Here is a 26344-nt window from a genome sequence, read left to right as displayed (position 1 = left end):
CACACATGACCCATTTTGCTTTAACCGCCATCTCTCCTATTGATGGCCGCTACGCCGACAAAGTAGCCGCTTTACAACCTATTTTCAGTGAATATGGACTGATTCGTTTTCGGGTTATTGTTGAAATTCGCTGGTTACAAGCTTTAGCAAAAAATCTGTTAATTGTCGAAGTTAAGCCATTTTCTGGTACGGCAAACCAGTTACTTAACAACATCGTCGCAGAGTTTTCTGAAGCCGATGCCCAGCGCGTCAAAGACATTGAAAAAACCACCAATCATGACGTTAAAGCGGTTGAATATTTCTTAAAAGAAAAGATCACTGGCAACTCAGAATTGGAACAGATCAGTGAATTTATCCATTTTGCCTGTACCTCAGAAGATATTAATAACTTGTCTTACGCCTTAATGTTAAAAGAAGGCCGTGACGTTATCTCAAACCAAATCAGCGATTGCATCAATGCCATTAAAAAAATAGCCACCGATACCGCCGATCAACCCATGTTATCGCGCACCCATGGCCAATCTGCAACGCCCACTACCGTAGGTAAAGAATTTGCCAACGTTGCTGCCAGAATGCAACGCCAGCACGCACAACTGCAAGCGGTTGAGTTGCTCGGTAAAATCAATGGTGCAGTGGGTAATTATAACGCGCACACCGTGGCTTACCCTGATGTCGACTGGGCTGAATTTGCCAAAAACTTTGTCGAGTCTTTAGGATTGCAATTTAATCCTTACACCATTCAAATTGAACCACACGATTATATTGCAGAATTTTTCCATGCCTTATCGCGTTTTAACACTATATTGCTGGATTTTGATCGCGATATCTGGGGTTATATCAGCCTGGGGTATTTCAAACAAAGAACCATCGCCGGTGAAATTGGTTCATCCACTATGCCGCACAAAGTCAATCCGATAGACTTTGAAAACTCCGAAGGTAATTTAGGCATAGCCAATGCTTTGTTTACGTTTTTGGCGGAAAAATTGCCGATGTCACGTTGGCAGCGCGACTTGACCGATTCCACTGTATTGCGCAATATCGGTGTAGGTATTGCCCATACCAGCATTGCCATACAGGCCAGTTTAAAAGGTATTTCCAAGTTACAACTTAATGTCGATGCACTTGAAGCCGATTTAGATAACAATTGGGAAGTGCTTGCCGAACCCATACAAACCGTGATGCGGCGTTATGGCATAGAAAAACCTTATGAAAAGCTGAAAAACCTTACACGCGGACAACGGATTACTCAAGAAGCTATGCTAGCTTTTATTGAAACACTGGAAATTCCGACCGAGGCCAAAACGACTTTGTTGCAGTTAACACCAAGAACTTACACCGGCTATGCGGAAAAACTGGCAAGAAACATTTAATTTTGTGACGTAGTTCACAACACAAAATTTTAATTTGTGCCATAATTAAACCGTGATAGAAAGTTTCTTTGGCGGACTCCTTAGGTTGACTTTTTCATCACATTTAAAGGCCGTACCAGCCCTACGGCCTTTATTCTTTTTAGCTCCCCTATATTAAAAGCATAAAATCCCCTTAGAAACTATTTGTTACACGGCTTGTTTTGGGCTTCATACGAACTTTCATGATCTGCAAATTTTAACCTGATCATCTTAAATGCTCAGATAAATGTCTGGCAAAACGCTCCACTTACCTCTGATTTTTTTGATCATCTTCAATTCTTGCCAGCTCCATCTAAATCACTTTGTCACTCAGTAATAATCTGACGTTTGGCGCTTTATTTTTTGCGCAGCGCTGTTTAATCCATTAAATTTTAATAATTTGTACTAAAATATTTTTTACAAGTTAATGGCAAATATAAATTTCAGTCGCTTCCACCTGACAACAAATTACAATTAAATTAGCAATGACAATATGCTACATTGATCCAGTTGTTTTAATCGGCTACCCACTTTTAAGACGGAACAGTTTAAAAAGCCGTTTGTGGTGAGCCATTCGACAAGCTCATGAGAGCCTTGTCGAACCATGAACAACAAACCCTTCGACAAGGGTGAACGGATGTCCCGTCTTAAATGGGTAGCCTTTTAAGCTAAGCATTTTTCCCTCGTACTAAAAAGGGATTTTATTTAATGATTGTCTTTATACCGCCTAGTTAATCTTTGTATTTTTCAAATTTGATTGTAAGCCACTACGTAAAAGCCTATGAAATTTCCAGCCAGTCTTGAGAAGCGAAGTAAACCCTTTTGGATAATAGTAGGACTTATACTCGCTGCTGAAATAGGCATCCTTGACTTTCTTAGCGGGCATGAACTTGCATTTTCGCTATTCTATTTATTTCCTATTTCTCTCGTTACTTGGTTTGCCAACCGACGAACTGCAATTGTGCTGGCCATTATGTGCGCATGGGTATGGTTTGTCGCTGATGTAGCGGCTGGAAGCTCATATTCACATTACTTTATATATATCTGGAATACCCTTATCTGCCTTAGTTTTTTTATGGTAACTGTATTGCTTTTATCCGCTTTAAAACGGGCGCTGGCTCGCGAAAAACTATTAACGCTTATAGACCACTTAACGGGAGCCGTCAATTCCGGTCGTTTTTATGATTTGGTACAGGTAGAAATTGATCGTTTTCAAAGGCACAAACATCCTTTCACTTTAATCTATATTGATATCGACAATTTTAAGGCAGTGAATGAGAAATTGGGTTATCCGATTGGTGACCAGGTTTTATGCGCTATAGTGAGGTATGCGCAAAAACATTTACGAAAAATAGACGTGATTGCGCGACTTGACGGTGATAAATTTGGATTGTTATTGACTAAAACCAGCCAAGGTTCCGCATGTATTGTTCTGGCAAAATTTCAATGTGGTCTTCTGCAAGAAATGAAACGCAACAATTGGCCGGTAACGTTCAGTATTGGGGTGGTGACTTGCAATACCTCGCCATCAAAAACTAATGAGTTAATGACCATGGTGGATGAGTTAATGTATTCCGTGAAACGCGGCAGTAAAAATGCAGTTAAATACGCAAGCTATACGGGATAAAACTGGTTACGCCGCAAATCATTGGTTGGATTTTGCCTTTGTATTATCCCCCTATAAAATTGTTTTATACTGGAATTTACGATTGATGGTTAAATTCGCCGTGTTATAAAATGGTTTTTATGCAATGATTTATTAAAGGGATTTGATGGCATCCCGTTTTTTATTGCTATCGCACAATGAGAAATAACTATGAAAACAAGTCGGTTAAAAATTCTAAATTTTAAAGTGTGGCTTCTATTAGTGCTAATGTTTACCACGAGTTCTGTATTCGCGTGGTCTGCAACATCTCTCGGTGGTGGAAATTGGGCCATAACCTGTGCAAATGGCACATCATGGAGCTACAGCGGTAGTTCCGCAGGGCTAGACGTAGTGGGACCTGCATTGTGTCCTGCTGGAATAGTGGTCGTAAATCCAAATGGCAATCTGCCAAAAGGCGTAACTCGTGGCGTTTCCCAAAAGGTTAATCAAGATATTATAAGAAATACAAAAGAGATTGGAGACAATAAACCGCAAGGCCTTAGAAGATACCCACCACATGGTTATCCTTGCCTTGGCTGTGTACCCTGCCCTCCGGATTATTGTGATGATGCAAAAAAGAACACAGTGTTTATTGCACCACCATATTCTGTGTTTATTACGCCGCAAGCGAAAGCAATAGTAACAACGCCTGTTAGCCCCGCCAAATAGCGATCAAGTTTTAATTTTTCGTTAGAGTGTGAAGATAACGAGTAAATTTCGTTATCTTCACTTAACAACTATCCGTCGTACGGTCGCTTTGATTGCCGCGCCTTAGTCACTCTGGGTGTTGAACGCGACTGAATCCGCATCACCCCAATCAGCAAAGAGACACTCAGCAATAAAGCCGCAAAGAAAATCGCGAACAAGTTGCCGTTAAACATAACAACGCATGACACCACGATATAAATAACCGGCGAAAGCTCATACCAAACTTTTTCTAACATAATAGTCATCCTTTTTAGTTAAGTTAGAGGTGTGCGGCCATAAATTTATATGGCCTATAGCCATTGTCTATTGCTTTAACTCCTTGCACAATAAGTAAAAATACCTAGAGAGAATGGCAGTCAAACTTTAAGTCAACCGTTTTAATAAACACCCTCCCCTAAGCCTATTTTGCCGAATCGATATACTGTCAAAACTAAAACTTCTTCTGCCAGTGTTACAATTACTATTTTTTGCACACGGATTTTTGAAGATGTCATGTTAGTACACATTAAAACCCTCGGCTGTCGCCTGAATGAAGCCGAACTTGAAACCTGGGCACAGAGCTTTCAAAAGTCCGGCCATCACATCACCCAACAAGCACAAGCGGCCGATCTGATTGTCATTAATTCCTGTGCCGTAACCCACGATGCCGCGAGAAAATCACGCAACCTGATACGCCGCGTACACCGTGACAATCCCAAGGCAAAATTAGTGGTCAGCGGTTGCTATGCTACTTTAGATGAAGAAGAAGCCGCATCCATAATGGGTGTTGATATGGTGGTTCGCAATGCCGATAAAGACCAATTAGTCGAAAGAGCCCTGACTGAACTCAACATGGAAACTATGCCGGAAATGTCTTCAGATCCGGGGGAATCATCGTTATTTACCCGTGGAAGGCAGCGCGCATTTGTTAAAGTACAAGATGGCTGTCGTTACCGCTGTACGTTTTGCATCGTTACCATTGCCCGTGGCGAAGAAGCCAGCCGTCCTATTGATAGTGTCATCGACGACATCAACGCCTTACACGCACAAGGCATTAATGAAATTATCCTTACCGGCGTACATTTGGGCGGTTATGGTAGCGATCTGGGTTACACACTGTGCGATTTAATCAAAGCCATTTTACAACGCACTGCGATTCCAAGATTACGCCTGGGTTCGCTGGAACCGTGGGAATTTTCCGGCGAGTTCTTTGAATTATTCAACAATCCACGGCTGATGCCACACTTGCATTTACCGTTACAAAGTGGCGCTGATTCTGTATTACGCAGAATGGCGCGGCGCTGCAAAACCGAAGAATTTGCCGCTATTGTTCAGCAATTACGCCAACACGTTGCGCACTTTAATATTACTACCGATATTATCGTCGGCTTTCCTGGCGAAACCGAAGACGAGTGGCAACAAAGTTTAAATTTCATCCAAAAAATCGGCTTTGGCCATATTCATATCTTTACCTATTCCAGCCGCAAAGGTACTAAAGCTGCCAGTTTGCCTGATCACATTGGCAGTGATATTAAAAAACAACGCAGCCAGCAGCTACACAAAATAGCCAATGCGATGAAACTTGAGTTTTACCAGGACAATATTGGCCAAGAATTTCCGGTGTTATGGGAAGCTTACAGCGAAGGTTGTGACGACAGTAACAAACGCGTGTTTGGTTATACGCCCAATTATCTTCGCGCTGCGGTTATCATCAACAACCATGAGTCCCTGGAAAATCAGTTAGTCAACACCAGACTAACTCAGGTTAACGAGGATTATATTTTCGGGGAAATGGCCACATCTACTGAATTTAGGCTTATAAATAAGCCAGCCAACGAATTTCAGGATGTTGTTGTTTAAATCGCGCATAGCGACAGCACATTAAATACAGCGGTATTAATAACAAAACCCAGGCTATGTAGACTGTTAGCAGGTTATGTTGGTACTCCGATACCTGAATATTGATCTTAAAACTCACCTCGCGTGCCCCAACAGCAGCCCCGTGTATGAGTATAAGATGAATCAGGTAGAAAAATAACGGTACTTTGCCGAACACAATGAAAGGCTTGCTAAATTGATACCGCTTAGCGGACTCAAAAACTACTAGACCTAATAACATAGGTCCCAAAGTCATCAGTAAATACAATAGCGATGGCGGATATTTTTCGCAGTTTAAAATAGCCAACAAGGTGAACAAAGTATTTTTTTGCACAAACCAGGACGGATTGCCGTAAATATTGTTCAGGCGCAGCACTAAAAAACCAGTGACTAAAACGACTCCCAAGATTAACAATAGCGTTTTTCGAGGTTTTGCTGTCCATAAAAATACCGGAGCTAGCCAATACCCTGCTGCCATCACGCCTAACCAAGGAATGAGCGGGTAAAGGATAAATAAAGAATAGCCCGGCAGGTAGTCAATACGCCCAGGCACATGCAAAATTGTCCATAACCACCCCCATGTTCCCAAATCGGCAGGTTGAATCGTATCAAACAGATTGTGACCTGTAATGATAACCACGGCAAACAAGCCTATAGCCCAGCGCGGCAAAAAAACCACGCCTGCCAAAACAATCATTGACCATCCCAATGCCCAGATCACTGCACCGTATAGATCATGATAATTCCAACTGAACCCCCAACCAAAACGCACTATCGTCAGTTCCAAAACAATCAGCCACGCACCGCGCGTGAGTAAATATTTAGCCAGTTGCCCTGTTGTCAGAGCGTAGCGCACGGTATATAAATACGCACTGAGACCTGTCAAAAATATAAAAATAGGCGCACAAAAGTGAGTGATCCAGCGGGTAAAAAACAGCGCCACCGTAGTTTGGCTTAAATCGGTAGGAGAAAACGGCACACTGGAGAAAAAATCACGGGTATGATCCAACGCCATTAACGCCATTACCAAGCCACGCATTAAATCGATTGATTCAATACGCTGCAAAACCGGCGTGAGTTTAATGTCTATAGGCATCGGGGATAAAGAATCGCTTTTAAGTGTTTGGCTCGTTTCTGTCATCATCAGCAATATAACGTAATACTCTAAAAAATTCGGTATTTAAGCTTGTTCTTCAGGCTTATCCCTTAAGATGTTAATGTGTACGGCGGTATGAGAGTAGCTTTTATATCCAAAAAATGGAATTTAATCTACTCAATTAGCATATTAAAAACAACAATATTACTCTTGGCTGGCAGTTCTGTGGCAAGATGCAGCATACTAATCATTAAATATATTCTTTCAGCTGTCAAAAGCCGACTTCGCTCTTCTCATCAAAAATTTAACAAAAAATTATGCAAATTCAGTGGTATCCCGGACACATGTGCAAAGCCGGCAAAGAAATTAAAGATATGTTGCCGAACGTTGACGTCATCATTGAAGTTATTGATGCACGCATTCCGTTTAGCAGCCAAAATCCTTTGTTAGCAGAACTCCGCGGCAATAAACCCTGCATTAAAGTCTTCACTAAAAGCGATCTGGCTGACGCGGATGTAACCGCGCAATGGCAAGCCTATTTAGAGCAAGAACACGATGTAAAAACCTTGGCAGTCACTACCGATCATCCGGAAAAAATACGCCAGCTTATTGATTTATGCCACAAGATGTACCCGAATGTTTCGGCGGCTAACAAACGCACACAAGTGTTAATTATGGGGATTCCGAATGTCGGTAAATCGACGCTGATTAATATTTTGGCCGAGCGAATTATTGCTAAAACCGGCAATGAACCTGCTATTACCAAAGGCCAACAACGCATTAATATTGGTGAAGATATCGTGCTATGGGATACGCCTGGTATGCTGTGGCCTAATATTGAAAACCGGCACAGCGGTTATAGACTCGCTATTACCGGTGCTATTAAAGACACCGCGATAGATCATTTGGACGTTGTGATGGTGGCGGCAGAATATCTGTTACAACACTACCCTGATGCGCTTATGGAACGATTTCAACTCGATACGCTACCCGAAAATGAGCACGCCTTACTGGTCGCTATTGGCACGCATCGCGGCTGTCTTCGTACCGGCGGTGCTATTGAAATGGATAGAGTTGCTAAAATTTTTCTTACCGAATTTCGCGCGGGTTTATTAGGCAAAATCAGTTTGGAAACACCGGATATGATGGAGCAGGAACTCATTGAAGTTGAGGTTATCCGTGAGCAAAAAGCCGCCAAAAAATTGCTGCGTAAGCAAAAGTTTATAGGCGACAAGACGACTGAAAGTAAGCTAGAAAAATAGACAAGCAAAGGATTGCAGACCCAATTCAGATGACGTTAATAATTTCGGCTACCTACCTAAGTCGGAGCAAGGTGAAGGTGTGCCGTTCGTGGTGAGATTGTCGAACCATGAGTGGCACACCGCCCACCCTTCGACAAAAGCCTCTAGTCATGGGCGCGCCGCTGAAGGATCCGAAGCGTAAAATTATGGGTATGCAATAAACTTAACAGTACAAACAACAACCAACAGAGGCAGAAAATGAACGCAGTCGAATTTCAAACGACCGTCCATAACGGTGCTATTAAATTACCCGACGATCAAAAATCTTGGGATGGCAAAAAAATTAGAGTTATTTTGTTAGACGAAGCCAGTCTTGACACAACAGACCTATCAGCAACCGAAGCCACACCTGTTATTGATTTTTTTAGCTACGCGGGCATTTGGGAAAACAGAGAGATTAATCAGGACACAATACGCACTAAGGCATGGCGAGATACCAAAAGATGATTCTTTGTGATACCAATATCCTCATTGAATTCTATAAAGCCAATCCAAGCGTTACACAAACTTTGCAGCGTATTGGCTCAGCTAATATTGCCGTCAGTGTTATCACGAAAGCTGAGTTATTTTATGGCGCAAGAGACAAACAAGAACTCGCCCAAATTAAACATCACCTATCTGCATGTTATTGTTATGAGCTTAATGATTCCATTTCGACACATTTTATAAAAATGATGAGTCGTTACTCACTGAGCCACAAAGTTTCAATTCCCGATATGTTAATAGCTGCAACAGCTATTAACCATGATCTTGAGCTTTATACTCTGAATATCAAAGACTTTAAGTTTATCCCTGAGATTAATTTGTATCCCATTGAATCATAAATGTACATCACCGCTAAACAAGATTTTCAGGGAACGGTGTCACCTGCCCCGTCTCTCGAAATGTTTTGTAATGACTAAGCACTAGCCCGTGATCAAATGCCAATTTGTCGGGTAATTCATCCAAATTAAAAATCCGGCAATTTTTGGCATCATCGGCAGCCACCGGTGTGCCTGACGCTTCGACAACATAAACAGCGGTAACGGTATGGCCACGGGTGTCACGGGCAGGGTCGGAATAAAGTCCAAGCAAAACAATCAGCTTAACATTTAGCCCGACTTCTTCTTGCGCTTCACGTACCGCTGCCTGTTCAATTCTCTCACCGACATCAACAAAGCCGCCAGGAATCGCCCAGCCATACGGCGGGTTCGCCCGTTCAATCAACACAATGGGGCGACCAGGATAATCGATTAACTCGATAATGGTGTCGGCGGCAAGTAATGGCGTAACAGGTTTGTACATATGATTTTCCAAGATTATGAGTTATGGCTTGCTAACAAAAAAGCAGATATATCATCGTGTTAGTTTTTAAAACCCAGCGCAGGCTTAACATCAAACGCCACACAAACCCGTTCCTGGTCAGCATGAAACGGCACGGTGCGATGAAACAAGGATGAAGGAAACAACACCAAATCACCCACCTGTATATCGACAATCCGGCTGGGGAAATTATCGTGTAAGCGCGGGTAATCATCGCCATCGGTACTGTAGGCAAAACTGCCTTCGTGTGTAGTGTTTTTTTCAGGTAACTTTAAGTAAATACAGCCACTGATCCAGCCTTCTTCATGGATATGAGAGGTCAAATACCCGCCTTGCTTCATGCGTAAATACCAGGAGCTGGCAAATTCAATGTCGCGCGGGAAGCTCAAAATAAGCTCCCAGTCGCTGTCAGCAAAGTGTTGCCGATACGCCAGCACCTTATTACGAATAATCGCGGCCAGTTTTTGAAAGGAAGCTTCGGTACGCATCAACAAATTTCCGGCAGATTGCATGCCATAATACAAACGTCCCTGCTTACGTTCAGCAATCGCCAGATGTTGAATATTATGTAATAGTTCCGCTAAGAAGTGGCTATCGGGTGCAATCAGCTCATCAATACGCGACTGCAACACATAATCCATAGGGTTTTTGCAGAAGTTATAGGTATTTCCCACCCCAAAATTAGTCGCATAATGCGTAGATAACGTACCCAGCAAAACTGAGGTATGCCGATTGTTTGCGGTGAACTGGTCGAATTTGTGCTTAAACACCTCAAATTGCCGAGTTTTATAATAACACTGTAAAGCTCGTTCCTTGGCATCGGCAAAATCGGAATTTTCAAAGTAGGCAATGGCATCCTGCAAACGATTTATTAGACAGAAATATTCACCTAAATTGTATTGGGCACGGCCATGATTAGGCTGCACCGCCAGCGCCTGTTCATAACACCGGATAGCGTCATCCATTGCCCCGCGATCACGCAAAGTTTCACCCAGACTGTTCCAGGCATCGGCAAACTGTGCATCGAGTTGAACAGCCTCCCGAAACGCCGAAATAGCCGCATCGTGCTTACCCTGATCGTACAAAGTAGTGCCCAGATTAAAATAACCCCGCGCATCCGCGCGTAACGCCAAAGCCTTACGGTAACATTGCTCGGCCTCTTCTAATTGGCCGCCTTGCTGCAACACCGTACCCAAATTAGCCAAAGCTTCAACAAATCCAGGCTCCATAGCAATGGCTTTACGGTAATGGCCATCGGCATCTTTTAATTGATTTCGCGCCTGTAACAAAATAGCCAGATTAAAATGCGCCACCGTAAAGTTAGGCTTCATCTGCACGGCTTTACGATAACTGGCGATAGCCTCATTCGAATCGCCCAGCTGCGCCAGGATTACGCCTAGGTTAAAATGGATTTCAGCAATGCGGGGTTCCAACGCCACCATCTTGCGAAAACTGGCCACGGCCTCACGGTATTTACCTTGTGCCTGCTGACTTAAACCTAGAAAATTATACAAAGCCAGCATTTTAGGAGATGCCGCCAGTAACGCTTTAGCTTTAGCTTCTGCTTTAGAAAATTGGCCAGTTTGGAAAAGTTGCTCCACTGCCTGCATATCAGCAGGGCTGGGTTGCCGAGTTGTTTTGAGCTGCATTGTCATGAAAATTGTCTCTTATAAAGCCACGCATTTTACAGGGCTAATCTGCTATCATTATCTCGCAACTTAAAGCTCAGATTGAATGGATTTTATTTTTATAGGCATAATCTGTGTTTCAATTATAAGCTTTGAGTAGTCACTGCAATTTTATAACTCCTAATTAAAAGAAAAAAATGTCAGAATTTAATAATGTATCGGTAGTAAAAAAAGCTAATGTTTATTTTGGCGGCAATGTCAGCAGCCGTACTATTCATTTTGCCGATGGTTCGGTAAAAACTTTGGGCTTCATGTTACCCGGCGAATATACCTTTAATACCGCTGATCCAGAAATCATGGAAATCATTGACGGTGATCTGGATGTCCTGCTACCCGGATCAGAAAACTGGTTAGCCATAACTGGTGGACAATCGTTTGAAGTACCGGCCAACGCAAAATTTACGGTTAACATTAAAACCCCTACCGATTATTGCTGTTCGTTCCTCAAATAAGCCACATTGCAGAACGCTAATGGAACGGGTCGCTATTTTTGTTGATGTACAAAATATTTACTACACGGTAAAGCAATGCTATCAAAAGCATTTTAATTACCAGGCGTTCTGGAATCAGGCCACCCAAAACAGAAAAGTCGTTGCTGCCTTTGCGTACGCCATTGACAAAAATGATCCCAAGCAACAAAACTTTCAACAAATCCTTCGAAGCATTGGTTTTGTCGTTAAACTAAAGCCCTACATCCAGCGCAGTGATGGCTCTGCCAAAGGCGATTGGGATGTAGGGATTACTTTAGATGTCATTGAGTATGCGCCTAAAGTCGATAGCATTATCCTGCTATCCGGTGATGGCGACTTCGACATGCTGCTCGATAAAGTCAGCACTTCATACGCCGTGACTACTGAAGTGTATGGCGTGCCACTACTCACAGCGCCCTCTCTAATTAATGCAGCCAGCGGCTTTATTGCGATTAATGACAATCTTCTCTTGTAACATGAACTTGCAATCCGTACTTAACGGCGCTCATGATGGTCATTATTCATCTGGTAGAATTTTAAATTATTTGTGTTATATTCAACCCCACACTATTTAAGAAGTGCATTTTAAATGCTTTACAAGGCCTGCTTGGGTCACCTACTTAATTTAAAAAATAACGGTTGGCACGTGGTAGTGCAGTAACTTATGCGATGTCCGTTTTGCGGTGTACAAGATACGCGCGTACTCGATTCCAGGCTGGCTAATGAAGGCGACCAAGTACGTAGGCGTCGCGAGTGTAATGTTTGCAAAGAGCGCTTTACTACCTTTGAAGTCGCCGAATTAACCTTACCGCGTGTTGTAAAACGCGAAGGCATACGTGAGCATTTTAACGAAAGTAAACTGCGTTCCGGTATGCTCAAGGCCTTGGAAAAACGGCCTGTCAACAGCGATGCGATTGAAGATGCCGTCAATCGCATTAAAAAAGAATTGATGGCCAGTGGTGAAAGAGAAATCTCAACCCATGAATTAGGTGAAAAAGTCATGAAAGAATTAAGCGGTCTCGATCATGTCGCCTTTGTACGCTTTGCGTCTGTGTACCGTAGTTTTCAGGATGTCAGCGAATTTACCGATATGATTGAACACTTACAAAAAAAATAATGTCTGCACAAGATGCCCTGTACATGGCAAGAGCGCTTGTTCTGGCAAGACAGGGAATTTATAGCACCGATCCTAATCCACGGGTGGGCTGTGTCTTAGTCAAGAATAACGCCATTATTGGTGAAGGCTGGCATGTTAAAGCGGGCTTTCCACATGCAGAAGCTGAAGCCTTAAAAAACACCCAGGATGCCAAAGGTGCTACCGCGTACGTCACCCTGGAACCGTGCAGCCATTATGGCCGAACACCGCCGTGTTGTGATGCGTTAATTGCTGCGGGTATAAGCCGCGTTGTTGTCGCTATGCAAGATCCGAATCCTTTAGTGGCAGGACAAGGCCTTAAAAAGCTCCAGGCAGCAGGTATTGAAGTCATCTGTGGCGTGTTGCAACATGATGCCGAACTGTTAAACCGTGGCTTTATTACCCGGATGACTCAACACAAGCCCTTTGTACGCAGCAAACTGGCCATGAGCCTGGATGGGCGCACGGCTATGGCATCCGGTGAAAGTAAATGGATTACCTCGGCGGAATCACGACGTGATGCGCACAGGCTTAGAGCAGAAAGCTCAGCAGTTTTAACTGGCATTAATACGGTGTTAGCCGATGACCCGGCGCTTAACGCGCGTGTTGATGTTGATGTTGAACAACCGATCAGAGTGGTGCTAGATTCACAGCTCAGAATGCCAGTGACCGCGCAAATAGCCAGTTTGCCAGGCCGGTGTTTAATTTTGACCTGTAGTCAGGATAACCTTAAACGTCAGGCCTTGGAAAAAGCAGGATTTGAAGTTTTTTATTTTGACAACATCAATGCTCAGCCTGATTTACAAACGGTTATGGCTTTTTTGGCCGACCAGCAAATCAACAACCTATTGATAGAAGCTGGGGCTATCCTGAATGGTGCGCTACTTTCAGAGCAATTGATCGACGAATACATCATTTATATGGCACCTTGTGTGTTAGGCGACCAAGGTCGCGGATTATTTTCCCTGCCGAACCTACACCGTATGGCCGATAAAAAAACATTCAAACTGAACGATGTCAGGTCTATTGGCCCTGACTTAAGATTAACGCTAACTCCAACATAACATAGGGTATTCATGTTTACAGGCATCATCTTAGCCATTGGGAAAATAGCACAAATCGAGCCTAATAAAGGCGATTATCGCTTAAAAATTGATACGGGTAGCTTGTCCCTGGATGGCTGCGCGCTTGGCGATAGCATTGCGGTAAACGGCGTTTGTTTAACAGCCGTTGAGCTTGGACAGCATTATTTTTGGGCGGACGTCTCCAATGAAACGCTATCACGCACTACGCTTGCTAACGCCATCCAAGGCAGTCGCGTTAATCTTGAACTGGCGCTTACTCCTTCAACGCGCATGGGCGGTCATATCGTCAGTGGCCATGTGGACGGCATCGGTACTATTATTGACAGAAAAACCGATGCCCGCTCTATCCGCTTTAAAATCAAAACGCCCGATGATCTGGCCAAATACATTGCTGAAAAAGGCTCTATTTGCATCAACGGCATTAGCCTTACCGTCAACGAAGTTAATGGCTCGATGTTTGGCGTCAATATAGTCCCACACACCCTTGAAAAAACAACATTAAATGAAGCCACGACCGGAACCTCTGTCAACCTAGAAGTAGATTTATTAGCGCGGTATATGGAACGCTTACTGCAAAACGAAACGACATCCAAAAACAGCAATAACATAACGGAAGCGTTATTGCGCAGGAGTGGTTTTTAAGGAGTATCCCTTGAGTAACATTATGATTAACCATCGCACCACGCCCGCAAGGGGCGTAAAAGAAAGGAACATGCCCTTTCTTATGGCTTATAAGCCTATAGAAATACTATTTTTACCACTATTATTTTCAGCTTGCTTTTACAGCGGCGACTTGTGGTTATTGCTCAACTTACCGTTTGGCATGACCAATCTGTCTTTGTTTTTGCAGGCCTTTTTAATAATCGCATTGGCAGCACCTTTAGTGGCTTTTTGGGCCATAAATCGCCATGGGACTTTTGTTATTGGTGCTGATAAAAAAGGCATTTATTACAAAAAACTGGACGACAGCTCACAGTTTGTTTTTATCGGCTGGGAATCCATTAATACCCTCAGCATCAGTGAGACCGGCAAAAAAATCCTCGTTATTGAAACCCACTACAACAAATTCAAAAAAAATAAGTTGCCCATACCCTGTAACGGTTCGGTTTATTTCTTAAAATCTGGTACTATTTGTCTGGAATTTAACACCTGTTTTTCCTACAAAACGGCGCATATTCTAAAAAATCTTAATGAATTAAAACGCGGTTACTTTATTAAAAAGGCTGAGCTTAACAATACGTGAATAGCATAGAAGACATTATAGAAGACTTAAGGCTAGGTAAAATGGTTATCATCATGGATGATGAAGACCGCGAAAATGAAGGCGATCTGGTTATGGCGGCCGCTTTCACACGTCCCGAAGACGTTAATTTCATGGCACGTTATGGACGAGGGCTGATCTGTTTAACATTAACTGCCGAACGCTGCTATCAACTGCGTTTGCCGTTAATGACCAATGAAAATAAAACCGCACATTCCACCAATTTTACAGTATCTATAGAAGCTGCCACCGGCGTTACTACCGGCATTTCTGCCGCTGACCGCGCACGCACTATTCAATGTGCCGTGGCATCCGATGCCAAAGCCGATGACCTGGTACAACCGGGACATATCTTCCCTCTAATGGCCAAATCCGGCGGTGTTTTAAACCGCGCCGGCCACACTGAAGCCGGTTGTGATCTAGCCCGTTTAGCGGGTGTTGAGCCTGCGGCAGTGATTGTTGAAATTCTTAATGAAGATGGCTCCATGGCCAGACGGCCGGATCTGGAAATCTTCGCACAGCAACACAATCTAAAAATCGGTACCATTGCCGATTTAATTCATTACCGCATTCAACATGAAAACACCCTGGAACGCATTAGTGAATGCATTTTCCCCACCGAATTTGGCGATTTTCGCTTGTATGCCTATCAGGACAGAAACGACAATAATCTACATCTGGCGCTGGTGATGGGAATAGTTTCTGGCGATGAACCGGTTTTAGTCAGGGTTCACGCCCGCAATTTACTGGATGATGTGTTTGCCTCCAAACGAGGTGATGGCAGTATTTCTGTGCGTATGGCTATGCAGAAAATAGCCGCCGAAGGCCGCGGAGTGTTAGTTATTATCCGGCAGGCGGATGGTAATAAGGCTTTAATAGAATTAATCCATCGCTACCAATTAGAAGATCACGGTGTTATCAATACTAAAACAGCTGCTGATCTTCCCGATGGGCGCATGACCGGCACCGGTGCTAGAATACTTGCCGATTTAGGTGTGCATAAAATGAAAGTCTTAGGTACGCAAAAAAAATACGTCGGCCTATCTGGGTTTGATCTGGAAGTTGCCGAGCATGTGGGGTAAAAAAATTCACTAAACTATAGATTTTTTACCCGAAATTCTCACTTTAACGTAAACTTATAATTTAAGTTAAAGGACAAGAGAAAATTTACCCAGACATGAAAAAAAGACTTCCTAAAAAACTTAATAAAGAACCATTACTTGAGGCATTACTTGAGGTGCGGTTCACATGTGATTTATCTGCATCCACTATTCTACCTGGCTTATTATTCGGTAAGCTTGACGGTAATAAATCCATCGAACAGCTCTCTACTGCGCAAATTCCTACAGCAATACGGGAAGCGGATCCTAATTTGAGATTTGCGCCCGTATATAGGCTAATTTGGAAACAATTTCACATAAATATTGGTGATAAAAGTATTTCTATTGGTTGTCAATCTCCTGATTACCCAGGATGGGTTGAATTTAAAAAGGCAATTCTAGACGTAGTAGATATATTAATAGGCACAAATATCATCCATTCTATAGAACGCTATTCTATTAAATATGTAAACCTTATTCCCGCTGACAGTCTCGAAGAACAAGCCTCCCTAATTAATTGTGATATAGCAATAGCCAGTCATAAGGTTTCAAAAGACGCTTTCCAGCTACGTGTTGAGATTCATGAAGATAACTTTATTAACATAATCAGCGTAATGTCGTCTGCTGAGATATTATTGCCAGATCATTCTATCAAAAAGGGCGTGGTTGTTGATATCGACACTATAGTTGTAATCAGCAATGAACCGCTAGATAAAGTATTTGAGAATTTAGAAAGCACTAGGCAGTTAAATAAAGCAAAGTTTTTTGACTGCTTAACTCAAAAAACTATCGACTCATTGGAGCCAACCTATGAATAAATTTAGCTTAAACCAACAATCAAGCACATTTGGCTCTGTCATCATAATGTGGGGTATATTAGCTTGTCAGTTATTGCCAATTTCAGAAAATAAAACTAATTCAGCTAGAGAATTTAAAAAAGAAAATAATATTTCAGATAACAGTAACTCAACTTACAGTGAATATAATAGCTTTACTAAAAGTAACTTTAAATATGAAATAGTAAATGCTAATTTTGAACAAATTATCAGCGAATTTTATTCCAAATTTCTTATAAACCAAGAGCCTTTGGGAGAAGAGTTTGAAAGTATTTTATTTAATAATTTGTGGGATTTGTACGAAAGCTAAAATGATTGTGAATAATGATTCTATAAGCACTCAAATTCCATATTATTTAACTCAAGAAGCAAAACAAGGGCTCATCAAGGCTCTGAAAGATTTTCCTGAAAAAACGAATTATTTTACAAACCTTTATCCTAACGAACTTTTGCAAGGTGACGGAATAAAATCTCTTGAAGTTCTTCGTTTTGAAGATGGCAGCAGAAAATCTATAAAAGGAATTTTATTAACGAATTCCTGTGATATGGATCTTAAAAATAAGCGTGAATTTCCTATAAAACTTACTTTTGCGCCACTTATCAAGCTGGATAATTATATTAATCTCCTAAAACAGCACAATTTAGATTCAGAGAAAATTGACAACAAAATCTGTTCTATTAAAGAGCAAAAAATAACGTATATTTTTTATCTACCCAAAGACAGTTATCTTGAAGATGACCATATAGCCTTACTTAATGATCTGCATACAATTCCATTATCCGCCCTTGAAAAAGTTGATAAAAATTCAAAACTATTTACATTAAGTCAAGTCGGATTTTACCTATTTATATTCAAACTATCAGTTCATTTTTGTCGATTCCATGAAAATGTAGAGAGATAACTAATAAATTACACTACACGTAAATTTTCAATGCAAATAAATTCAATTGCAACATTATTACAGAGAGAACCATGTCAACAGTAAAGACATTTGAAGGCACATTATCAGCACAAGGCGGCAAATTTTGCTTAGTCGTATCGCGCTTTAACAGTTTTATTGTCGACCAACTGGAAGCCGGTGCTATCGATGCCTTAGTGCGTCATGGTGCCAATAAAGATGATATTCATCTTGTTAAAGCACCGGGCGCTTTTGAATTACCTTTAGTGATACAGCGTGTCGCTGCCAGCAAAAAATATGATGCTATTATTGCCTTAGGCGCTGTTATTCGTGGCGGCACACCGCATTTTGAATATGTAGCGGGTGAGTGCGTAAAAGGCATTGGCCACGCGGCTTTGCAATATAATATTCCGGTTAGCTTTGGGGTATTAACGGTGGATACTATTGAGCAAGCCATAGAACGTGCAGGTACTAAAGCTGGCAATAAAGGTGCAGAAGCTGCTTTATCTGCCATTGAAATGGTCAGTTTGCTTAAAAACCTGGAAGTATAATGAGCCAAGCACGTACCAATGCCAGAAAAGCCGCTGTACAAGCCTTATACCAATGGCAAATGACCGGACAAAATCTCACTGAAATTGAAGTCCAATTTCATGAAGAAGACCGCCTTAAAGACAGCCAAAAAAGCTACTTCGCAGAACTGTTTCACGGCGTACCTGAACATCTGGACACTATTGATAAAGCCTTAACTGAATTTGTCGATAGGCCGGTAGATACCATTGATCCTGTCGAAAGAGCTATCCTAAGACTCAGTGTTTATGAATTATTGCACCGACTGGATATGCCCTACCGTGTGGTCATAAATGAAGGTATTAATCTGGCCAAACTGTTTGGTGCCGATGGCAGCCACAAGTATGTTAATGGCATTTTAGATAAAATTGCCCAGCAAAGCCGAGCGGTTGAAATCAAGATGAAAGCCGCCGCCAAATAATGTCGCTATCCGAGTTTGGCCTGATTGAGCGTTTTTTTTGCCAGCAAACACTAAAAAATAGCACCACTCAATTAGGCATAGGCGATGACTGTGCGCTATTAAACATTCCTTCTGGGTTTGAATTAGCCATCACCACCGATACCATGGTGGAAAACGTGCATTTTTTTGCCGGTACTGATCCTGAACAACTTGGCCACAAATTGCTTGCCGTAAATTTGAGTGATTTGGCCGCCATGGGTGCAAAACCTATCTCGGTAACCCTGGCACTCACCTTACCCAAAGTAAATGAAGACTGGCTTGCAGCTTTTGCCAAAGGTTTTTTAAACTTAGCGCAGCACTATGGTGTTGAGCTAATCGGTGGCGATACCACGTCAGGACCATTGACTTTAACGGTGCAAGCGTTAGGTTTGGTACCACAAGGCAAAGCCTTAAAGAGATCATCAGCCAAAGTGGGCGATTTTATTTACGTTACAGGACATTTGGGCGATGCCGGATTGGGTCTAAAAATAACTCAGGGCTATGCCTGTAACCATCCAGATGAAGCGCTAAAACACTTCAACTGCCCCAATCCTCAAATTGAAACGGGCCTGGTCTTAATCGGAGTTGCCAATGCCTGTATTGATATATCAGACGGTTTGGCGGCTGATTTAGGCCATATCTTGCAAAAAAGCCAGGTCGGGGCATGCCTTGACTGGGAGGCATTGCCGCTGTCATCTGCCGTACAAACTTATATAATTGATACCGATGACTGGCTTTTGCCATTAAATGCAGGCGATGACTATGAGTTATGCTTTACGGTAAGCCCCGAAAAAGCCGCACAATTAAGCGTGCTCTGCCATAAAATTGGTATCATAGAAGCTCAATCGGGGTTACGGCTCCATAAATCAGGTACACTTTCGCCCTTGGAGATGACAGGTTTTGAGCACTTTAATTAATGCAACATACGGTAAAAACCAGCTCACCCCCAAACAGATTCTAACCGACCCGGTTTTATTTTTAGCTTTCGGTTTTGGCTCCGGCTTAGCTAAAAAAGCCCCAGGAACTTGCGGCACGGTAGCCGCCATTCCTGTGTATTTACTTTTCGCACAAACGCCATTATTGGTTTACAGCATTCTGACTATAATCCTAACGCTAATCGGTATTAGCGTGTGTGGTATTGCTGCCGACAAATTGGGCGAACACGATTTTGGCGGCATCGTTTGGGATGAAGTGGCAGGCTACCTGATTACACTATGGTTTGTGCCTTTTAGCTGGCAAGCTACTCTAGTCGGTTTTGTATTATTCAGAATTTTCGATATTATCAAACCCTGGCCCATTAAATGGGTCGATCAAAAAGTACACGGCGGTTTTGGCATTATGCTGGATGATGTGCTGGCGGGAATTTTTGCAGGCTTGATATTGATGTGGATTTTTTAAGCCATTGTTTGCACCCCTAGATTGTCTATCGTATCGTTTGCCGGTTTATGAATAATCTTTTGCCGATCATTATCGCTTTGTTGCTAGTCGCCCTCAACGGCTTCTTTGTGGCCGCTGAGTTCGGTCTTGTCAAGCTGCGGCAAACGCGTCTTCGGGCCATAGTTAAAACCCAAGGATTTCGTGGTCGTATTCTAGGCAAAGTACATGCAAAACTTGATGCCTACTTATCCGCATGCCAGTTGGGTATTACCTTGGCTTCGCTAGGTTTGGGCTGGGTTGGCGAACCCGCCTTTGCCAACCTGTTAGAACCATTATTCATCAGGATAGGTGTCATTTCACCAGAGCTGATACACGGCATTGCATTTACTTTTGCGTTTTCGACAATCTCATTTTTACACATTGTAGTGGGTGAGCTTGCACCTAAATCGATCGCGATTCGTAACCCGGAAAAAATAGGCTTATGGAGCGCTGTGCCGCTATATGCGTTTTATTGGCTCATGTATCCGGCTATTTGGTTACTCAATTCCAGTGCCAATTTGATATTGTACGTATTTCGTTTAAATAATGCCCACGGCAATGATGCGCATTATTCCTCGGACGAACTTAAGATTATTTTGCGTAACAATTGTCCAGATGATCGCTTTAGCCGCGACGAATGGAATATTCTAGCCAAAACACTCGATTTCAGTGAACTGGAGGTATCTGACCTCATGCGCCCCATCCACGAGCTTACTGCCTTACACCGTAACAAGTCCTTGCAGGAAAATCTAAAAACCATAGCTCAAAACCGCTACAGCCGTTACCCTTATTTTGACACTAATAATGTTGACGTTTTAGGAGTGATTCATTTGAAAGATTTGTTTTTCGCCCAGCAAGAAGACAAAACAATTGACGACTTAGATAACTACCTGCGGCCGATTCAATATATTTCACCCAGCACTCCTTCGCTTGAGTTATTCCGTCATTTTCGTATGGGCGCGTCCCATTTTGCCATCATTGGCCAAAAAGGCCACAAACCGCAAGGCTTTATCACATTAGATAATTTGTTAAGTGCCATGGTTGGAGAAATACGCGATGAATTCCGTCAAAATAACCAGGACTGGATACGGCTTGATGACGGCACACTGACGGGCAAAGGCAGTTTACCCATTTTCTCATTGGAACGGATTTTAGGCATCGACATTGAGAACGAAGAACTTGAACTGGAGGATGAGGTTTCTATAGGTGGGCTTATTATGGCTAAATTGCGTGATATCCCTTTGGAAGGCCAAGAGATTGAATTTAAACAATTTAATGTCCTCATCACAAAAATGAATGGTTCACGCGTCGCTTTTGTCAAAATCTACCCCATTGAGACAATGGACTTAGATGACGTTTAAATTTACGCCGATGTAGACAATACCTAAGATAACTCATAGGGCATTTCGTGGTTAGCCTGATAGTGCTATCTTTTTGATAGTCTCAACCCAATCATCACCGCTGTTCAGGCTTTCGACCAATTGAATTTTTTCACCACCATGTTTGTGAAAAATTTCTTGATATTCTATGCCAATCTCATAAAGTGTTTCCAGGCAATCGGCTGTAAATGCCGGCGAAAAAACCAGCAGTTTTTTAGCGCCTTTTACCCCCAGTTCTTCAATAATTTTATCCGTAAACGGCGTTAACCATTTATTATTCAAGCGGCTTTGAAAACTCAAAGTATATTTATCTTGAGGTATATTAAGTTTTTCAACAATGGCCTTGGTAGTTTGGTAACACGCGGCTTTGTAGCAATAATAATTGCTGTCGGTTAAACCGTCTTCGCAGTGGTGATGTTTGCATAAAGCACCATCGTTATAGACTTTATCAACTTGTCTTTCCGGCAAACCGTGATAGCTAAAAATAATATGGTCGTATTGAGTAAGATCATATTTTTTAGCCCGATTGACGATGCAATTGATAAAATCGTCGTTATCAAAATATTGCGAAACCATTTTAATTTCCGGAATCACCCACCATTTGCTGACAATTTCCATAAAACGCTGCAAGGCACTGCCAGTACTGCTGGAGGCATATTGAGGAAACAACGGAAAAACAATAATCTTATGATAGCCTTGCTGGCGCATACGCTCCAATACAACATCCATACCAGGATTCTTGTAGCGCATGGCCATTTCTACGCTAATGCCATCGCCCACGGCTGCCTGTAATTTTTTTTGCAATGCCAGCGTATTCATCAATAAAGGTGAGCCGGTTTCCTTATCCCAAATAGCTTTATAGAGTTTTGAGGAATTACCCGCCCGAAACGGCACAATAATACAGTTGACCAGTATTTTTCTAGCTAACCAGGGAATATCAATAACTCTTGGGTCATTGAGAAATTGGCCTAAATAACGCCTTACATGCCAGCGGCTGGGGCTATCGGGGGTACCTAAATTTAAAAGCAGTATGGCGGTTTTTTGTTTCATTGATGGTTTGCCTTTTCAACGCTGCGTCACAAAGAGGTTTTATTGAAATTATACTCGAATAGCAAGATGCTAAGGGGATGAAACAGATTGGTTTTAAAAACTAAGATTCCCTGCAATCATCAGACAATTACGGCAAAACAATAATCTCCCGCAACAATGCTGTTGCATAACACCCCGCAGGCAAACTAAACTCAAGCTCTAATGTAATATCATCTACAAACTGCCAGTGCAAATCCTGCACATTAATGCGCAAAGCACGCCGAGCCATTTCTACGCCGCAAGCAAGCAAACCCTGAGCAAGCTCCGGATAACAATCAATCACCGCCTGTTCCAGCCTATTCAAAGGCAGCATCGGCTTGGCTATACCCCACAAGATACCCGTCGGATGTATGGCTTGTTCTGCAAGTCGGCGGACAATCTCAGCATCGGGTTGTTCTGCTTTAAAACTGCTGTGCGAACCATCAAACATATAAGTATCATCGGCCAAAGCCTGATTCCAGCTGCCATCAACCACACGAGCACCTAGAATCTGATTGAACAAAAACGACCGTGCCGCAGAAAGATAAAGGCTACGCTGCTCTCGCCCCACTTTTGCGCCTTGAAACATCGCCAAGGCCTTATTGATATTTTGCCCGTCGTGGCCAAACCGCTGCGAACCGTAATAATTGGCAATACCTTGCACCTTCATGGCTTCCAGTTGTTGCAACGTTTTTACTTTATCGCCTTGCCAATCCCGCACGGTGATCTTAAAACTATTGCCGGACAACACGCCGCGCTTTAGTTTTCGTGCATGACGCACTGACTGCAACACCTTAATTTTATCCGATTCCAATAGCATCCAATCTAGATCAGCCTTTCCTGGCAACCAGACACTAAACCATTGTGTGGTCACGGCATGACGATCTTTAAGACCCGCATAACCAATATCACGTTGCCGGACATCGGCAAATCTGGCTAATTGCCTTGCCACAAACTCGGTATTTTCACCGGTTTTTTGTAATTGCAAGAAGGCATGTTCACCGCTACCGGAAGGCACAAACGACAAATTTTCCATCACGACAAAATCTTCCGGCACGATACGGATGTTGCCAGTGCCTGAAGGTGAGCCATTAACATACGGCCAAGTAGGTAAATCAATATTCATAGCGACTCAAAAAGATAAAATCTAGTAACGGCTGGGCCGCTAAAAAGACAACACGAATCAAAGATTGGGCTACCAAGACGGAACAATTTAAAAAAGCCGTTCGTGGTGAGCTTGTCGAACCATGAACAAACAAACCCTTCGACAAGGGCGAACGGATGTCCCGTCTTAGTTGGTAGCCAAAGATTGAATGGCTATGGTTGAAATGCCAATAATCCATGTATCAAGCACGTTCTTGGCTTTTAAATAAAAACGTGGGAAATTATTACAACTGAACTTGAAAATTATTATTTTTTTGAGTCATAACATCGACGCTTTATGATTCCTGACTAAATACCTACTATCACACAGCGATTAAACATCATTGATACCTAACCTGCGCATTTTCTCAAGTGCATACTGCTGTAATGACTCTAAAATACTGTGATCAACACCATCAGCATTTTTTAATGCCTGTAACCGGGCAAAGTAATCTTTAAAAGTACTGCTGGCACTGGGTAAATCACCTATTAAACGGGCGCGACAAAAATTTTGCCATTGTTGCTGCTCATTCGTATTAAGCGTTTCAGGATAATTACGGGCACGATAGCGGAACAACATTTCTTCTAGCCGAGCGTCAGTAAAGCTAAAACCCTTAGTCGCCAGTTGCTCCGGCGCTATCGTGCGAATTTTAGCCATTTCCTGTTTATCAGCTTCAGAAAAAAAGCCACCTGTGTAGATTGCTAAATCAGGATCGGATATATCATCCCATTCGCCATAGCTACTGGTAAATACCGCAGACAACTTTTCTGCCAAACCACTGGCTTGCTGGATTTTATCGATGTGCTTTTGGCACAGCGCCAAATCAATCTCCAAGCGCTGCGCATCTTCTGGCCTGATGACAGAAATCGGCGCCAATACCGGACATTTATTAATATGCACAGTTTTAAGCGGGATGCGCCCAACACCTTCGGGTAAATCTACTTTTGCAGTAAAAATGCGGCGCTGAATTTCCTCCACTGATAACGACAACATCGGTTCCGGATCAACCGAAAGGTCATAAACCACCATGCCATTGGTATTGGTAGGGTGACGACACACCGGCAGCACAATCGCCAGACAATTTTTACGTGCAGGATATTTGCCAGAAATATGTACAACGGGCTTAAAACTGCCGAATTGCAACAAGTTAATCGCTTCTGATTTTAGGCGATGCAGCCAAAGAAATTGGTATAGCTTAGGTTGCGCGGCCTTTACCAATTTGGCGATGGCAATGGTGGCATACACATCGGACAGCGCATCGTGCGCCCTCTCATGGGCAATATTATTTGCTTTAGTCAGCCCTTCCAGTTTAAAGCTGGGGCGGTCTTCCTCGTGATTATATGGCCAAACGATACCCTCAGGGCGCAAGGCTTTGGCAGCCCGAACGATATCAATCAAATCCCAGCGGGAGTTACCGTTTTTATATTCGCGTTCATAGGGATCGTAAAAATTACGGTACAGGCAGTTGCGGGTGAACTCATCATCAAAACGCAGGGTGTTATACCCTAATACACAGGTGTTGGGTTTTGAAAACAGTGCATACACACGCTGAATAAATTCTGCTTCACAGACACCTTGCTGCTCAGCTAACTGTGGCGTAATACCGGTAACCAGACAAGCATCCGGTTGCGGCAAATAATCCGCTGGCGGCTTGCAATAAAAGCTTGTGGGTTCATCAATGATATTGAAATCGGCATCGGTACGAATACCAGCAAATTGCGAAGGCCTATCACGCTGCGGGTCTATACCAAAGGTTTCGTAGTCGTGCCAAAAAAAACTGTGTGCTTCAGCCATTACATTTCAAACACATGAAAGCATGAGGTAATCAAATTTCTACCTGACCTTCCGCTTCTACTTTTTTTCGGGCTGCGCATTTTTTAAGACACACACAAGCCGCACTATTAACACCGCCACAAGAACCTTTAATGGCGCGACGTCCAAACATAACGCCTATCGCCATTAAACCGATAACAATTAGCATGAATACAAAAGTTACAAGAAAATAAGTCATGATGACACCTGAATAAGTAATTAAAACATTGTTATAGTATAACGCATCAATTACGGCCACGCCCCAAGTCTCTAATTTCTTTTAGCTGGTCATTTTCAAAGCGTAGATATTGGCGCAGGCGGGAATGGCCAAAATCATATATCCATTCATCTACCAGTATATCTACTTCCTGCCCGTACGCTTGGCCATAATTGAACCTATTATTTTGAAATTGGCGGTTATTACCGAAACCAAATTGTCTGATGTGAGCATCATTGAAAACTTGCCGTCTTTCCACATGAAATGAAGCAGAGGCAGGCTCACCGCATAAATCGTAAACGAATTGTTTAAAATCACCCGGTTCCACTATTCTGTGTTCGCATTTTAAAGCGAATAGCTGTTGTGAAAACGACATACACAATAAAAAGATAAATCCATGCAAACCCTTCATCGTAGCACCTATTCAGCTGTATTAATTCCGAGCAAAACCCATTTTATTTTACAATACCTAGATCATATTACGTTATTAATATGAATAAGAGCTGAACTTAAAACAAGCGTTCACTCTCT

Annotated in this window: 31 protein-coding genes; 22 read left to right on the top strand and 9 right to left on the bottom strand. The window is 42.5% G+C overall.

Features of this window, described 5'->3' with window-relative positions; translation table 11 throughout:
- The first annotated feature begins 5 nt into the window (after positions 1–5).
- From purB to ACHZC4_RS03960, 3 genes are all read left to right on the top strand, one after another.
- Positions 6–1370, top strand: a complete 1365-nt coding sequence (gene purB / locus ACHZC4_RS03970; RefSeq protein WP_394752501.1) for an adenylosuccinate lyase — start codon at positions 6–8, stop codon at positions 1368–1370.
- Positions 1371–2169: 799 nt separating this feature from the next.
- A complete protein-coding gene (locus tag ACHZC4_RS03965) occupies positions 2170–3015 on the top strand; it encodes a GGDEF domain-containing protein (RefSeq protein WP_394752499.1) in 846 nt (281 codons plus the stop codon).
- A 189-nt stretch (positions 3016–3204) separates the two neighbouring features.
- The gene (locus ACHZC4_RS03960; protein WP_394752498.1) at positions 3205–3702 is read left to right on the top strand and encodes a hypothetical protein; all 498 of its coding nucleotides are present in this window, start codon (positions 3205–3207) and stop codon (positions 3700–3702) included.
- Between the two features lie 68 nt (positions 3703–3770).
- Here ACHZC4_RS03960 and ACHZC4_RS03955 read toward each other — a convergent pair whose 3' ends face one another.
- Positions 3771–3977, bottom strand: a complete 207-nt coding sequence (locus tag ACHZC4_RS03955) for a hypothetical protein (protein WP_394752497.1) — start codon at positions 3975–3977, stop codon at positions 3771–3773.
- A 256-nt stretch (positions 3978–4233) separates the two neighbouring features.
- Between ACHZC4_RS03955 and mtaB the strand changes: the two genes are divergently transcribed.
- Complete coding sequence (gene mtaB / locus ACHZC4_RS03950; RefSeq protein ID WP_394752496.1) at positions 4234–5580, top strand: tRNA (N(6)-L-threonylcarbamoyladenosine(37)-C(2))-methylthiotransferase MtaB; 1347 nt, start codon at positions 4234–4236, stop codon at positions 5578–5580.
- On the opposite strand, the gene ACHZC4_RS03945 is transcribed toward mtaB, so the two are convergent.
- Complete coding sequence (locus ACHZC4_RS03945) at positions 5537–6742, bottom strand: DUF1624 domain-containing protein (protein WP_394752495.1); 1206 nt, start codon at positions 6740–6742, stop codon at positions 5537–5539. The two genes, mtaB and ACHZC4_RS03945, sit on opposite strands and share 44 nt — an antisense overlap.
- A gap of 269 nt (positions 6743–7011) precedes the next feature.
- Here ACHZC4_RS03945 and ylqF point away from each other — a divergent pair, with 269 nt between their 5' ends.
- From ylqF to ACHZC4_RS03930, 3 genes are all read left to right on the top strand, one after another.
- The gene (ylqF, locus tag ACHZC4_RS03940) at positions 7012–7956 is read left to right on the top strand and encodes a ribosome biogenesis GTPase YlqF (protein ID WP_394752494.1); all 945 of its coding nucleotides are present in this window, start codon (positions 7012–7014) and stop codon (positions 7954–7956) included.
- Between the two features lie 237 nt (positions 7957–8193).
- Positions 8194–8442 carry a hypothetical protein gene (locus tag ACHZC4_RS03935; RefSeq protein WP_394752493.1) on the top strand — a complete coding sequence of 83 codons (249 nt, stop codon included), beginning with the start codon at positions 8194–8196 and terminating at the stop codon, positions 8440–8442.
- Complete coding sequence (locus tag ACHZC4_RS03930; RefSeq protein ID WP_394752492.1) at positions 8439–8819, top strand: type II toxin-antitoxin system VapC family toxin; 381 nt, start codon at positions 8439–8441, stop codon at positions 8817–8819. The genes ACHZC4_RS03935 and ACHZC4_RS03930 overlap by 4 nt, the downstream gene beginning before the upstream one ends.
- 13 nt (positions 8820–8832) lie before the next feature.
- Here ACHZC4_RS03930 and ACHZC4_RS03925 read toward each other — a convergent pair whose 3' ends face one another.
- Together ACHZC4_RS03925 and ACHZC4_RS03920 are read right to left on the bottom strand one after the other, a co-directional pair.
- Complete coding sequence (locus ACHZC4_RS03925; protein ID WP_394752491.1) at positions 8833–9279, bottom strand: NUDIX domain-containing protein; 447 nt, start codon at positions 9277–9279, stop codon at positions 8833–8835.
- Positions 9280–9338: 59 nt separating this feature from the next.
- Positions 9339–10952, bottom strand: coding sequence for a tetratricopeptide repeat protein (locus ACHZC4_RS03920; protein ID WP_394752490.1), 1614 nt, complete (start codon positions 10950–10952; stop codon positions 9339–9341).
- Positions 10953–11122: 170 nt separating this feature from the next.
- Here ACHZC4_RS03920 and ACHZC4_RS03915 point away from each other — a divergent pair, with 170 nt between their 5' ends.
- The 15 genes from ACHZC4_RS03915 (at position 11123) to ACHZC4_RS03845 (ending at position 21554) form a co-directional block, all read left to right on the top strand.
- The gene (locus ACHZC4_RS03915; RefSeq protein ID WP_394752488.1) at positions 11123–11437 is read left to right on the top strand and encodes a pyrimidine/purine nucleoside phosphorylase; all 315 of its coding nucleotides are present in this window, start codon (positions 11123–11125) and stop codon (positions 11435–11437) included.
- Between the two features lie 19 nt (positions 11438–11456).
- Complete coding sequence (locus ACHZC4_RS03910) at positions 11457–11930, top strand: NYN domain-containing protein (RefSeq protein WP_394752487.1); 474 nt, start codon at positions 11457–11459, stop codon at positions 11928–11930.
- 189 nt (positions 11931–12119) lie between these two features.
- A complete protein-coding gene (gene nrdR, locus ACHZC4_RS03905; RefSeq protein WP_394752486.1) occupies positions 12120–12572 on the top strand; it encodes a transcriptional regulator NrdR in 453 nt (150 codons plus the stop codon).
- Complete coding sequence (gene ribD, locus ACHZC4_RS03900; protein WP_394752485.1) at positions 12572–13654, top strand: bifunctional diaminohydroxyphosphoribosylaminopyrimidine deaminase/5-amino-6-(5-phosphoribosylamino)uracil reductase RibD; 1083 nt, start codon at positions 12572–12574, stop codon at positions 13652–13654. The genes nrdR and ribD overlap by 1 nt, the downstream gene beginning before the upstream one ends.
- Before the next feature lie 12 nt (positions 13655–13666).
- Entirely contained in the window at positions 13667–14317 is a 651-nt protein-coding gene (locus tag ACHZC4_RS03895; protein WP_394752484.1) for a riboflavin synthase, read from the top strand.
- Between the two features lie 10 nt (positions 14318–14327).
- Complete coding sequence (locus ACHZC4_RS03890; RefSeq protein WP_394752482.1) at positions 14328–14918, top strand: hypothetical protein; 591 nt, start codon at positions 14328–14330, stop codon at positions 14916–14918.
- On the top strand, positions 14915–16018 hold the full coding sequence (ribBA, locus tag ACHZC4_RS03885; protein WP_394752481.1) for a bifunctional 3,4-dihydroxy-2-butanone-4-phosphate synthase/GTP cyclohydrolase II: 1104 nt from the start codon (positions 14915–14917) through the stop codon (positions 16016–16018). The genes ACHZC4_RS03890 and ribBA overlap by 4 nt, the downstream gene beginning before the upstream one ends.
- A 95-nt stretch (positions 16019–16113) precedes the next feature.
- Positions 16114–16854, top strand: coding sequence for a TIGR04255 family protein (locus ACHZC4_RS03880; protein ID WP_394752480.1), 741 nt, complete (start codon positions 16114–16116; stop codon positions 16852–16854).
- Positions 16847–17182, top strand: a complete 336-nt coding sequence (locus tag ACHZC4_RS03875) for a hypothetical protein (RefSeq protein WP_394752479.1) — start codon at positions 16847–16849, stop codon at positions 17180–17182. Before ACHZC4_RS03880 ends, ACHZC4_RS03875 begins: the two co-directional genes overlap by 8 nt.
- Positions 17136–17774 (top strand): hypothetical protein, encoded by a 639-nt coding sequence (locus tag ACHZC4_RS03870; RefSeq protein WP_394752477.1) that lies wholly within the window; start codon positions 17136–17138, stop codon positions 17772–17774. The genes ACHZC4_RS03875 and ACHZC4_RS03870 overlap by 47 nt, the downstream gene beginning before the upstream one ends.
- Positions 17775–17845: 71 nt before the next feature.
- Positions 17846–18322 (top strand): 6,7-dimethyl-8-ribityllumazine synthase, encoded by a 477-nt coding sequence (gene ribE, locus ACHZC4_RS03865; RefSeq protein WP_394752476.1) that lies wholly within the window; start codon positions 17846–17848, stop codon positions 18320–18322.
- Entirely contained in the window at positions 18322–18759 is a 438-nt protein-coding gene (gene nusB / locus ACHZC4_RS03860; protein ID WP_394752475.1) for a transcription antitermination factor NusB, read from the top strand. Before ribE ends, nusB begins: the two co-directional genes overlap by 1 nt.
- Entirely contained in the window at positions 18759–19694 is a 936-nt protein-coding gene (thiL, locus tag ACHZC4_RS03855; protein ID WP_394752474.1) for a thiamine-phosphate kinase, read from the top strand. Before nusB ends, thiL begins: the two co-directional genes overlap by 1 nt.
- On the top strand, positions 19678–20175 hold the full coding sequence (locus ACHZC4_RS03850; RefSeq protein ID WP_394752473.1) for a phosphatidylglycerophosphatase A: 498 nt from the start codon (positions 19678–19680) through the stop codon (positions 20173–20175). The genes thiL and ACHZC4_RS03850 overlap by 17 nt, the downstream gene beginning before the upstream one ends.
- Positions 20176–20222: 47 nt before the next feature.
- Positions 20223–21554 carry a hemolysin family protein gene (locus tag ACHZC4_RS03845; protein WP_394752472.1) on the top strand — a complete coding sequence of 444 codons (1332 nt, stop codon included), beginning with the start codon at positions 20223–20225 and terminating at the stop codon, positions 21552–21554.
- Between the two features lie 51 nt (positions 21555–21605).
- Here ACHZC4_RS03845 and hemH read toward each other — a convergent pair whose 3' ends face one another.
- The 5 genes from hemH to ACHZC4_RS03820 form a co-directional block, all read right to left on the bottom strand.
- Positions 21606–22622 carry a ferrochelatase gene (gene hemH / locus ACHZC4_RS03840; RefSeq protein WP_394752471.1) on the bottom strand — a complete coding sequence of 339 codons (1017 nt, stop codon included), beginning with the start codon at positions 22620–22622 and terminating at the stop codon, positions 21606–21608.
- A 127-nt stretch (positions 22623–22749) separates the two neighbouring features.
- On the bottom strand, positions 22750–23766 hold the full coding sequence (truD, locus tag ACHZC4_RS03835; protein WP_394752469.1) for a tRNA pseudouridine(13) synthase TruD: 1017 nt from the start codon (positions 23764–23766) through the stop codon (positions 22750–22752).
- A 351-nt stretch (positions 23767–24117) separates the two neighbouring features.
- Positions 24118–25578: an exodeoxyribonuclease I gene (gene sbcB / locus ACHZC4_RS03830; RefSeq protein WP_394752468.1), complete on the bottom strand. Its 1461-nt coding sequence runs from the start codon at positions 25576–25578 to the stop codon at positions 24118–24120.
- Positions 25579–25609: 31 nt separating this feature from the next.
- Positions 25610–25795, bottom strand: coding sequence for a (Na+)-NQR maturation NqrM (nqrM, locus tag ACHZC4_RS03825; protein WP_394752467.1), 186 nt, complete (start codon positions 25793–25795; stop codon positions 25610–25612).
- Positions 25796–25841: 46 nt separating this feature from the next.
- Positions 25842–26225, bottom strand: a complete 384-nt coding sequence (locus ACHZC4_RS03820) for a DUF2845 domain-containing protein (protein ID WP_394752466.1) — start codon at positions 26223–26225, stop codon at positions 25842–25844.
- Positions 26226–26344 lie beyond the last annotated feature (119 nt).

Origin of the sequence: Crenothrix sp. (assembly GCF_043729335.1) — a bacterium.
Taxonomy (GTDB): domain Bacteria; phylum Pseudomonadota; class Gammaproteobacteria; order Methylococcales; family Methylomonadaceae; genus Crenothrix.
This window is presented reverse-complemented; position numbering and strand designations above follow the sequence as displayed.

Excerpts from the sequence above, each read along its gene's own strand:
- sbcB (WP_394752468.1), bottom strand. The coding sequence starts at position 25,578 with ATGGCTGAAGCACACAGTTTTTTTTGGCACGACTACGAAACCTTTGGT.
- mtaB (WP_394752496.1), top strand. The coding sequence starts at position 4,234 with ATGTTAGTACACATTAAAACCCTCGGCTGTCGCCTGAATGAAGCCGAA.
- ACHZC4_RS03960 (WP_394752498.1), top strand. The coding sequence starts at position 3,205 with ATGAAAACAAGTCGGTTAAAAATTCTAAATTTTAAAGTGTGGCTTCTA.
- ACHZC4_RS03880 (WP_394752480.1), top strand. The coding sequence starts at position 16,114 with ATGAAAAAAAGACTTCCTAAAAAACTTAATAAAGAACCATTACTTGAG.
- ACHZC4_RS03875 (WP_394752479.1), top strand. The coding sequence starts at position 16,847 with ATGAATAAATTTAGCTTAAACCAACAATCAAGCACATTTGGCTCTGTC.
- ribE (WP_394752476.1), top strand. The coding sequence starts at position 17,846 with ATGTCAACAGTAAAGACATTTGAAGGCACATTATCAGCACAAGGCGGC.
- ACHZC4_RS03845 (WP_394752472.1), top strand. The coding sequence starts at position 20,223 with ATGAATAATCTTTTGCCGATCATTATCGCTTTGTTGCTAGTCGCCCTC.
- ACHZC4_RS03955 (WP_394752497.1), bottom strand. The coding sequence starts at position 3,977 with ATGTTAGAAAAAGTTTGGTATGAGCTTTCGCCGGTTATTTATATCGTG.
- ribD (WP_394752485.1), top strand. The coding sequence starts at position 12,572 with ATGTCTGCACAAGATGCCCTGTACATGGCAAGAGCGCTTGTTCTGGCA.
- nrdR (WP_394752486.1), top strand. The coding sequence starts at position 12,120 with ATGCGATGTCCGTTTTGCGGTGTACAAGATACGCGCGTACTCGATTCC.
- truD (WP_394752469.1), bottom strand. The coding sequence starts at position 23,766 with ATGAATATTGATTTACCTACTTGGCCGTATGTTAATGGCTCACCTTCA.
- ylqF (WP_394752494.1), top strand. The coding sequence starts at position 7,012 with ATGCAAATTCAGTGGTATCCCGGACACATGTGCAAAGCCGGCAAAGAA.
- ACHZC4_RS03920 (WP_394752490.1), bottom strand. The coding sequence starts at position 10,952 with ATGACAATGCAGCTCAAAACAACTCGGCAACCCAGCCCTGCTGATATG.
- nqrM (WP_394752467.1), bottom strand. The coding sequence starts at position 25,795 with ATGACTTATTTTCTTGTAACTTTTGTATTCATGCTAATTGTTATCGGT.
- hemH (WP_394752471.1), bottom strand. The coding sequence starts at position 22,622 with ATGAAACAAAAAACCGCCATACTGCTTTTAAATTTAGGTACCCCCGAT.
- purB (WP_394752501.1), top strand. The coding sequence starts at position 6 with ATGACCCATTTTGCTTTAACCGCCATCTCTCCTATTGATGGCCGCTAC.
- ACHZC4_RS03945 (WP_394752495.1), bottom strand. The coding sequence starts at position 6,742 with ATGATGACAGAAACGAGCCAAACACTTAAAAGCGATTCTTTATCCCCG.
- ACHZC4_RS03910 (WP_394752487.1), top strand. The coding sequence starts at position 11,457 with ATGGAACGGGTCGCTATTTTTGTTGATGTACAAAATATTTACTACACG.
- ACHZC4_RS03895 (WP_394752484.1), top strand. The coding sequence starts at position 13,667 with ATGTTTACAGGCATCATCTTAGCCATTGGGAAAATAGCACAAATCGAG.
- ACHZC4_RS03935 (WP_394752493.1), top strand. The coding sequence starts at position 8,194 with ATGAACGCAGTCGAATTTCAAACGACCGTCCATAACGGTGCTATTAAA.
- nusB (WP_394752475.1), top strand. The coding sequence starts at position 18,322 with ATGAGCCAAGCACGTACCAATGCCAGAAAAGCCGCTGTACAAGCCTTA.
- ACHZC4_RS03820 (WP_394752466.1), bottom strand. The coding sequence starts at position 26,225 with ATGAAGGGTTTGCATGGATTTATCTTTTTATTGTGTATGTCGTTTTCA.
- ACHZC4_RS03930 (WP_394752492.1), top strand. The coding sequence starts at position 8,439 with ATGATTCTTTGTGATACCAATATCCTCATTGAATTCTATAAAGCCAAT.
- ACHZC4_RS03965 (WP_394752499.1), top strand. The coding sequence starts at position 2,170 with ATGAAATTTCCAGCCAGTCTTGAGAAGCGAAGTAAACCCTTTTGGATA.
- ACHZC4_RS03925 (WP_394752491.1), bottom strand. The coding sequence starts at position 9,279 with ATGTACAAACCTGTTACGCCATTACTTGCCGCCGACACCATTATCGAG.
- thiL (WP_394752474.1), top strand. The coding sequence starts at position 18,759 with ATGTCGCTATCCGAGTTTGGCCTGATTGAGCGTTTTTTTTGCCAGCAA.
- ACHZC4_RS03915 (WP_394752488.1), top strand. The coding sequence starts at position 11,123 with ATGTCAGAATTTAATAATGTATCGGTAGTAAAAAAAGCTAATGTTTAT.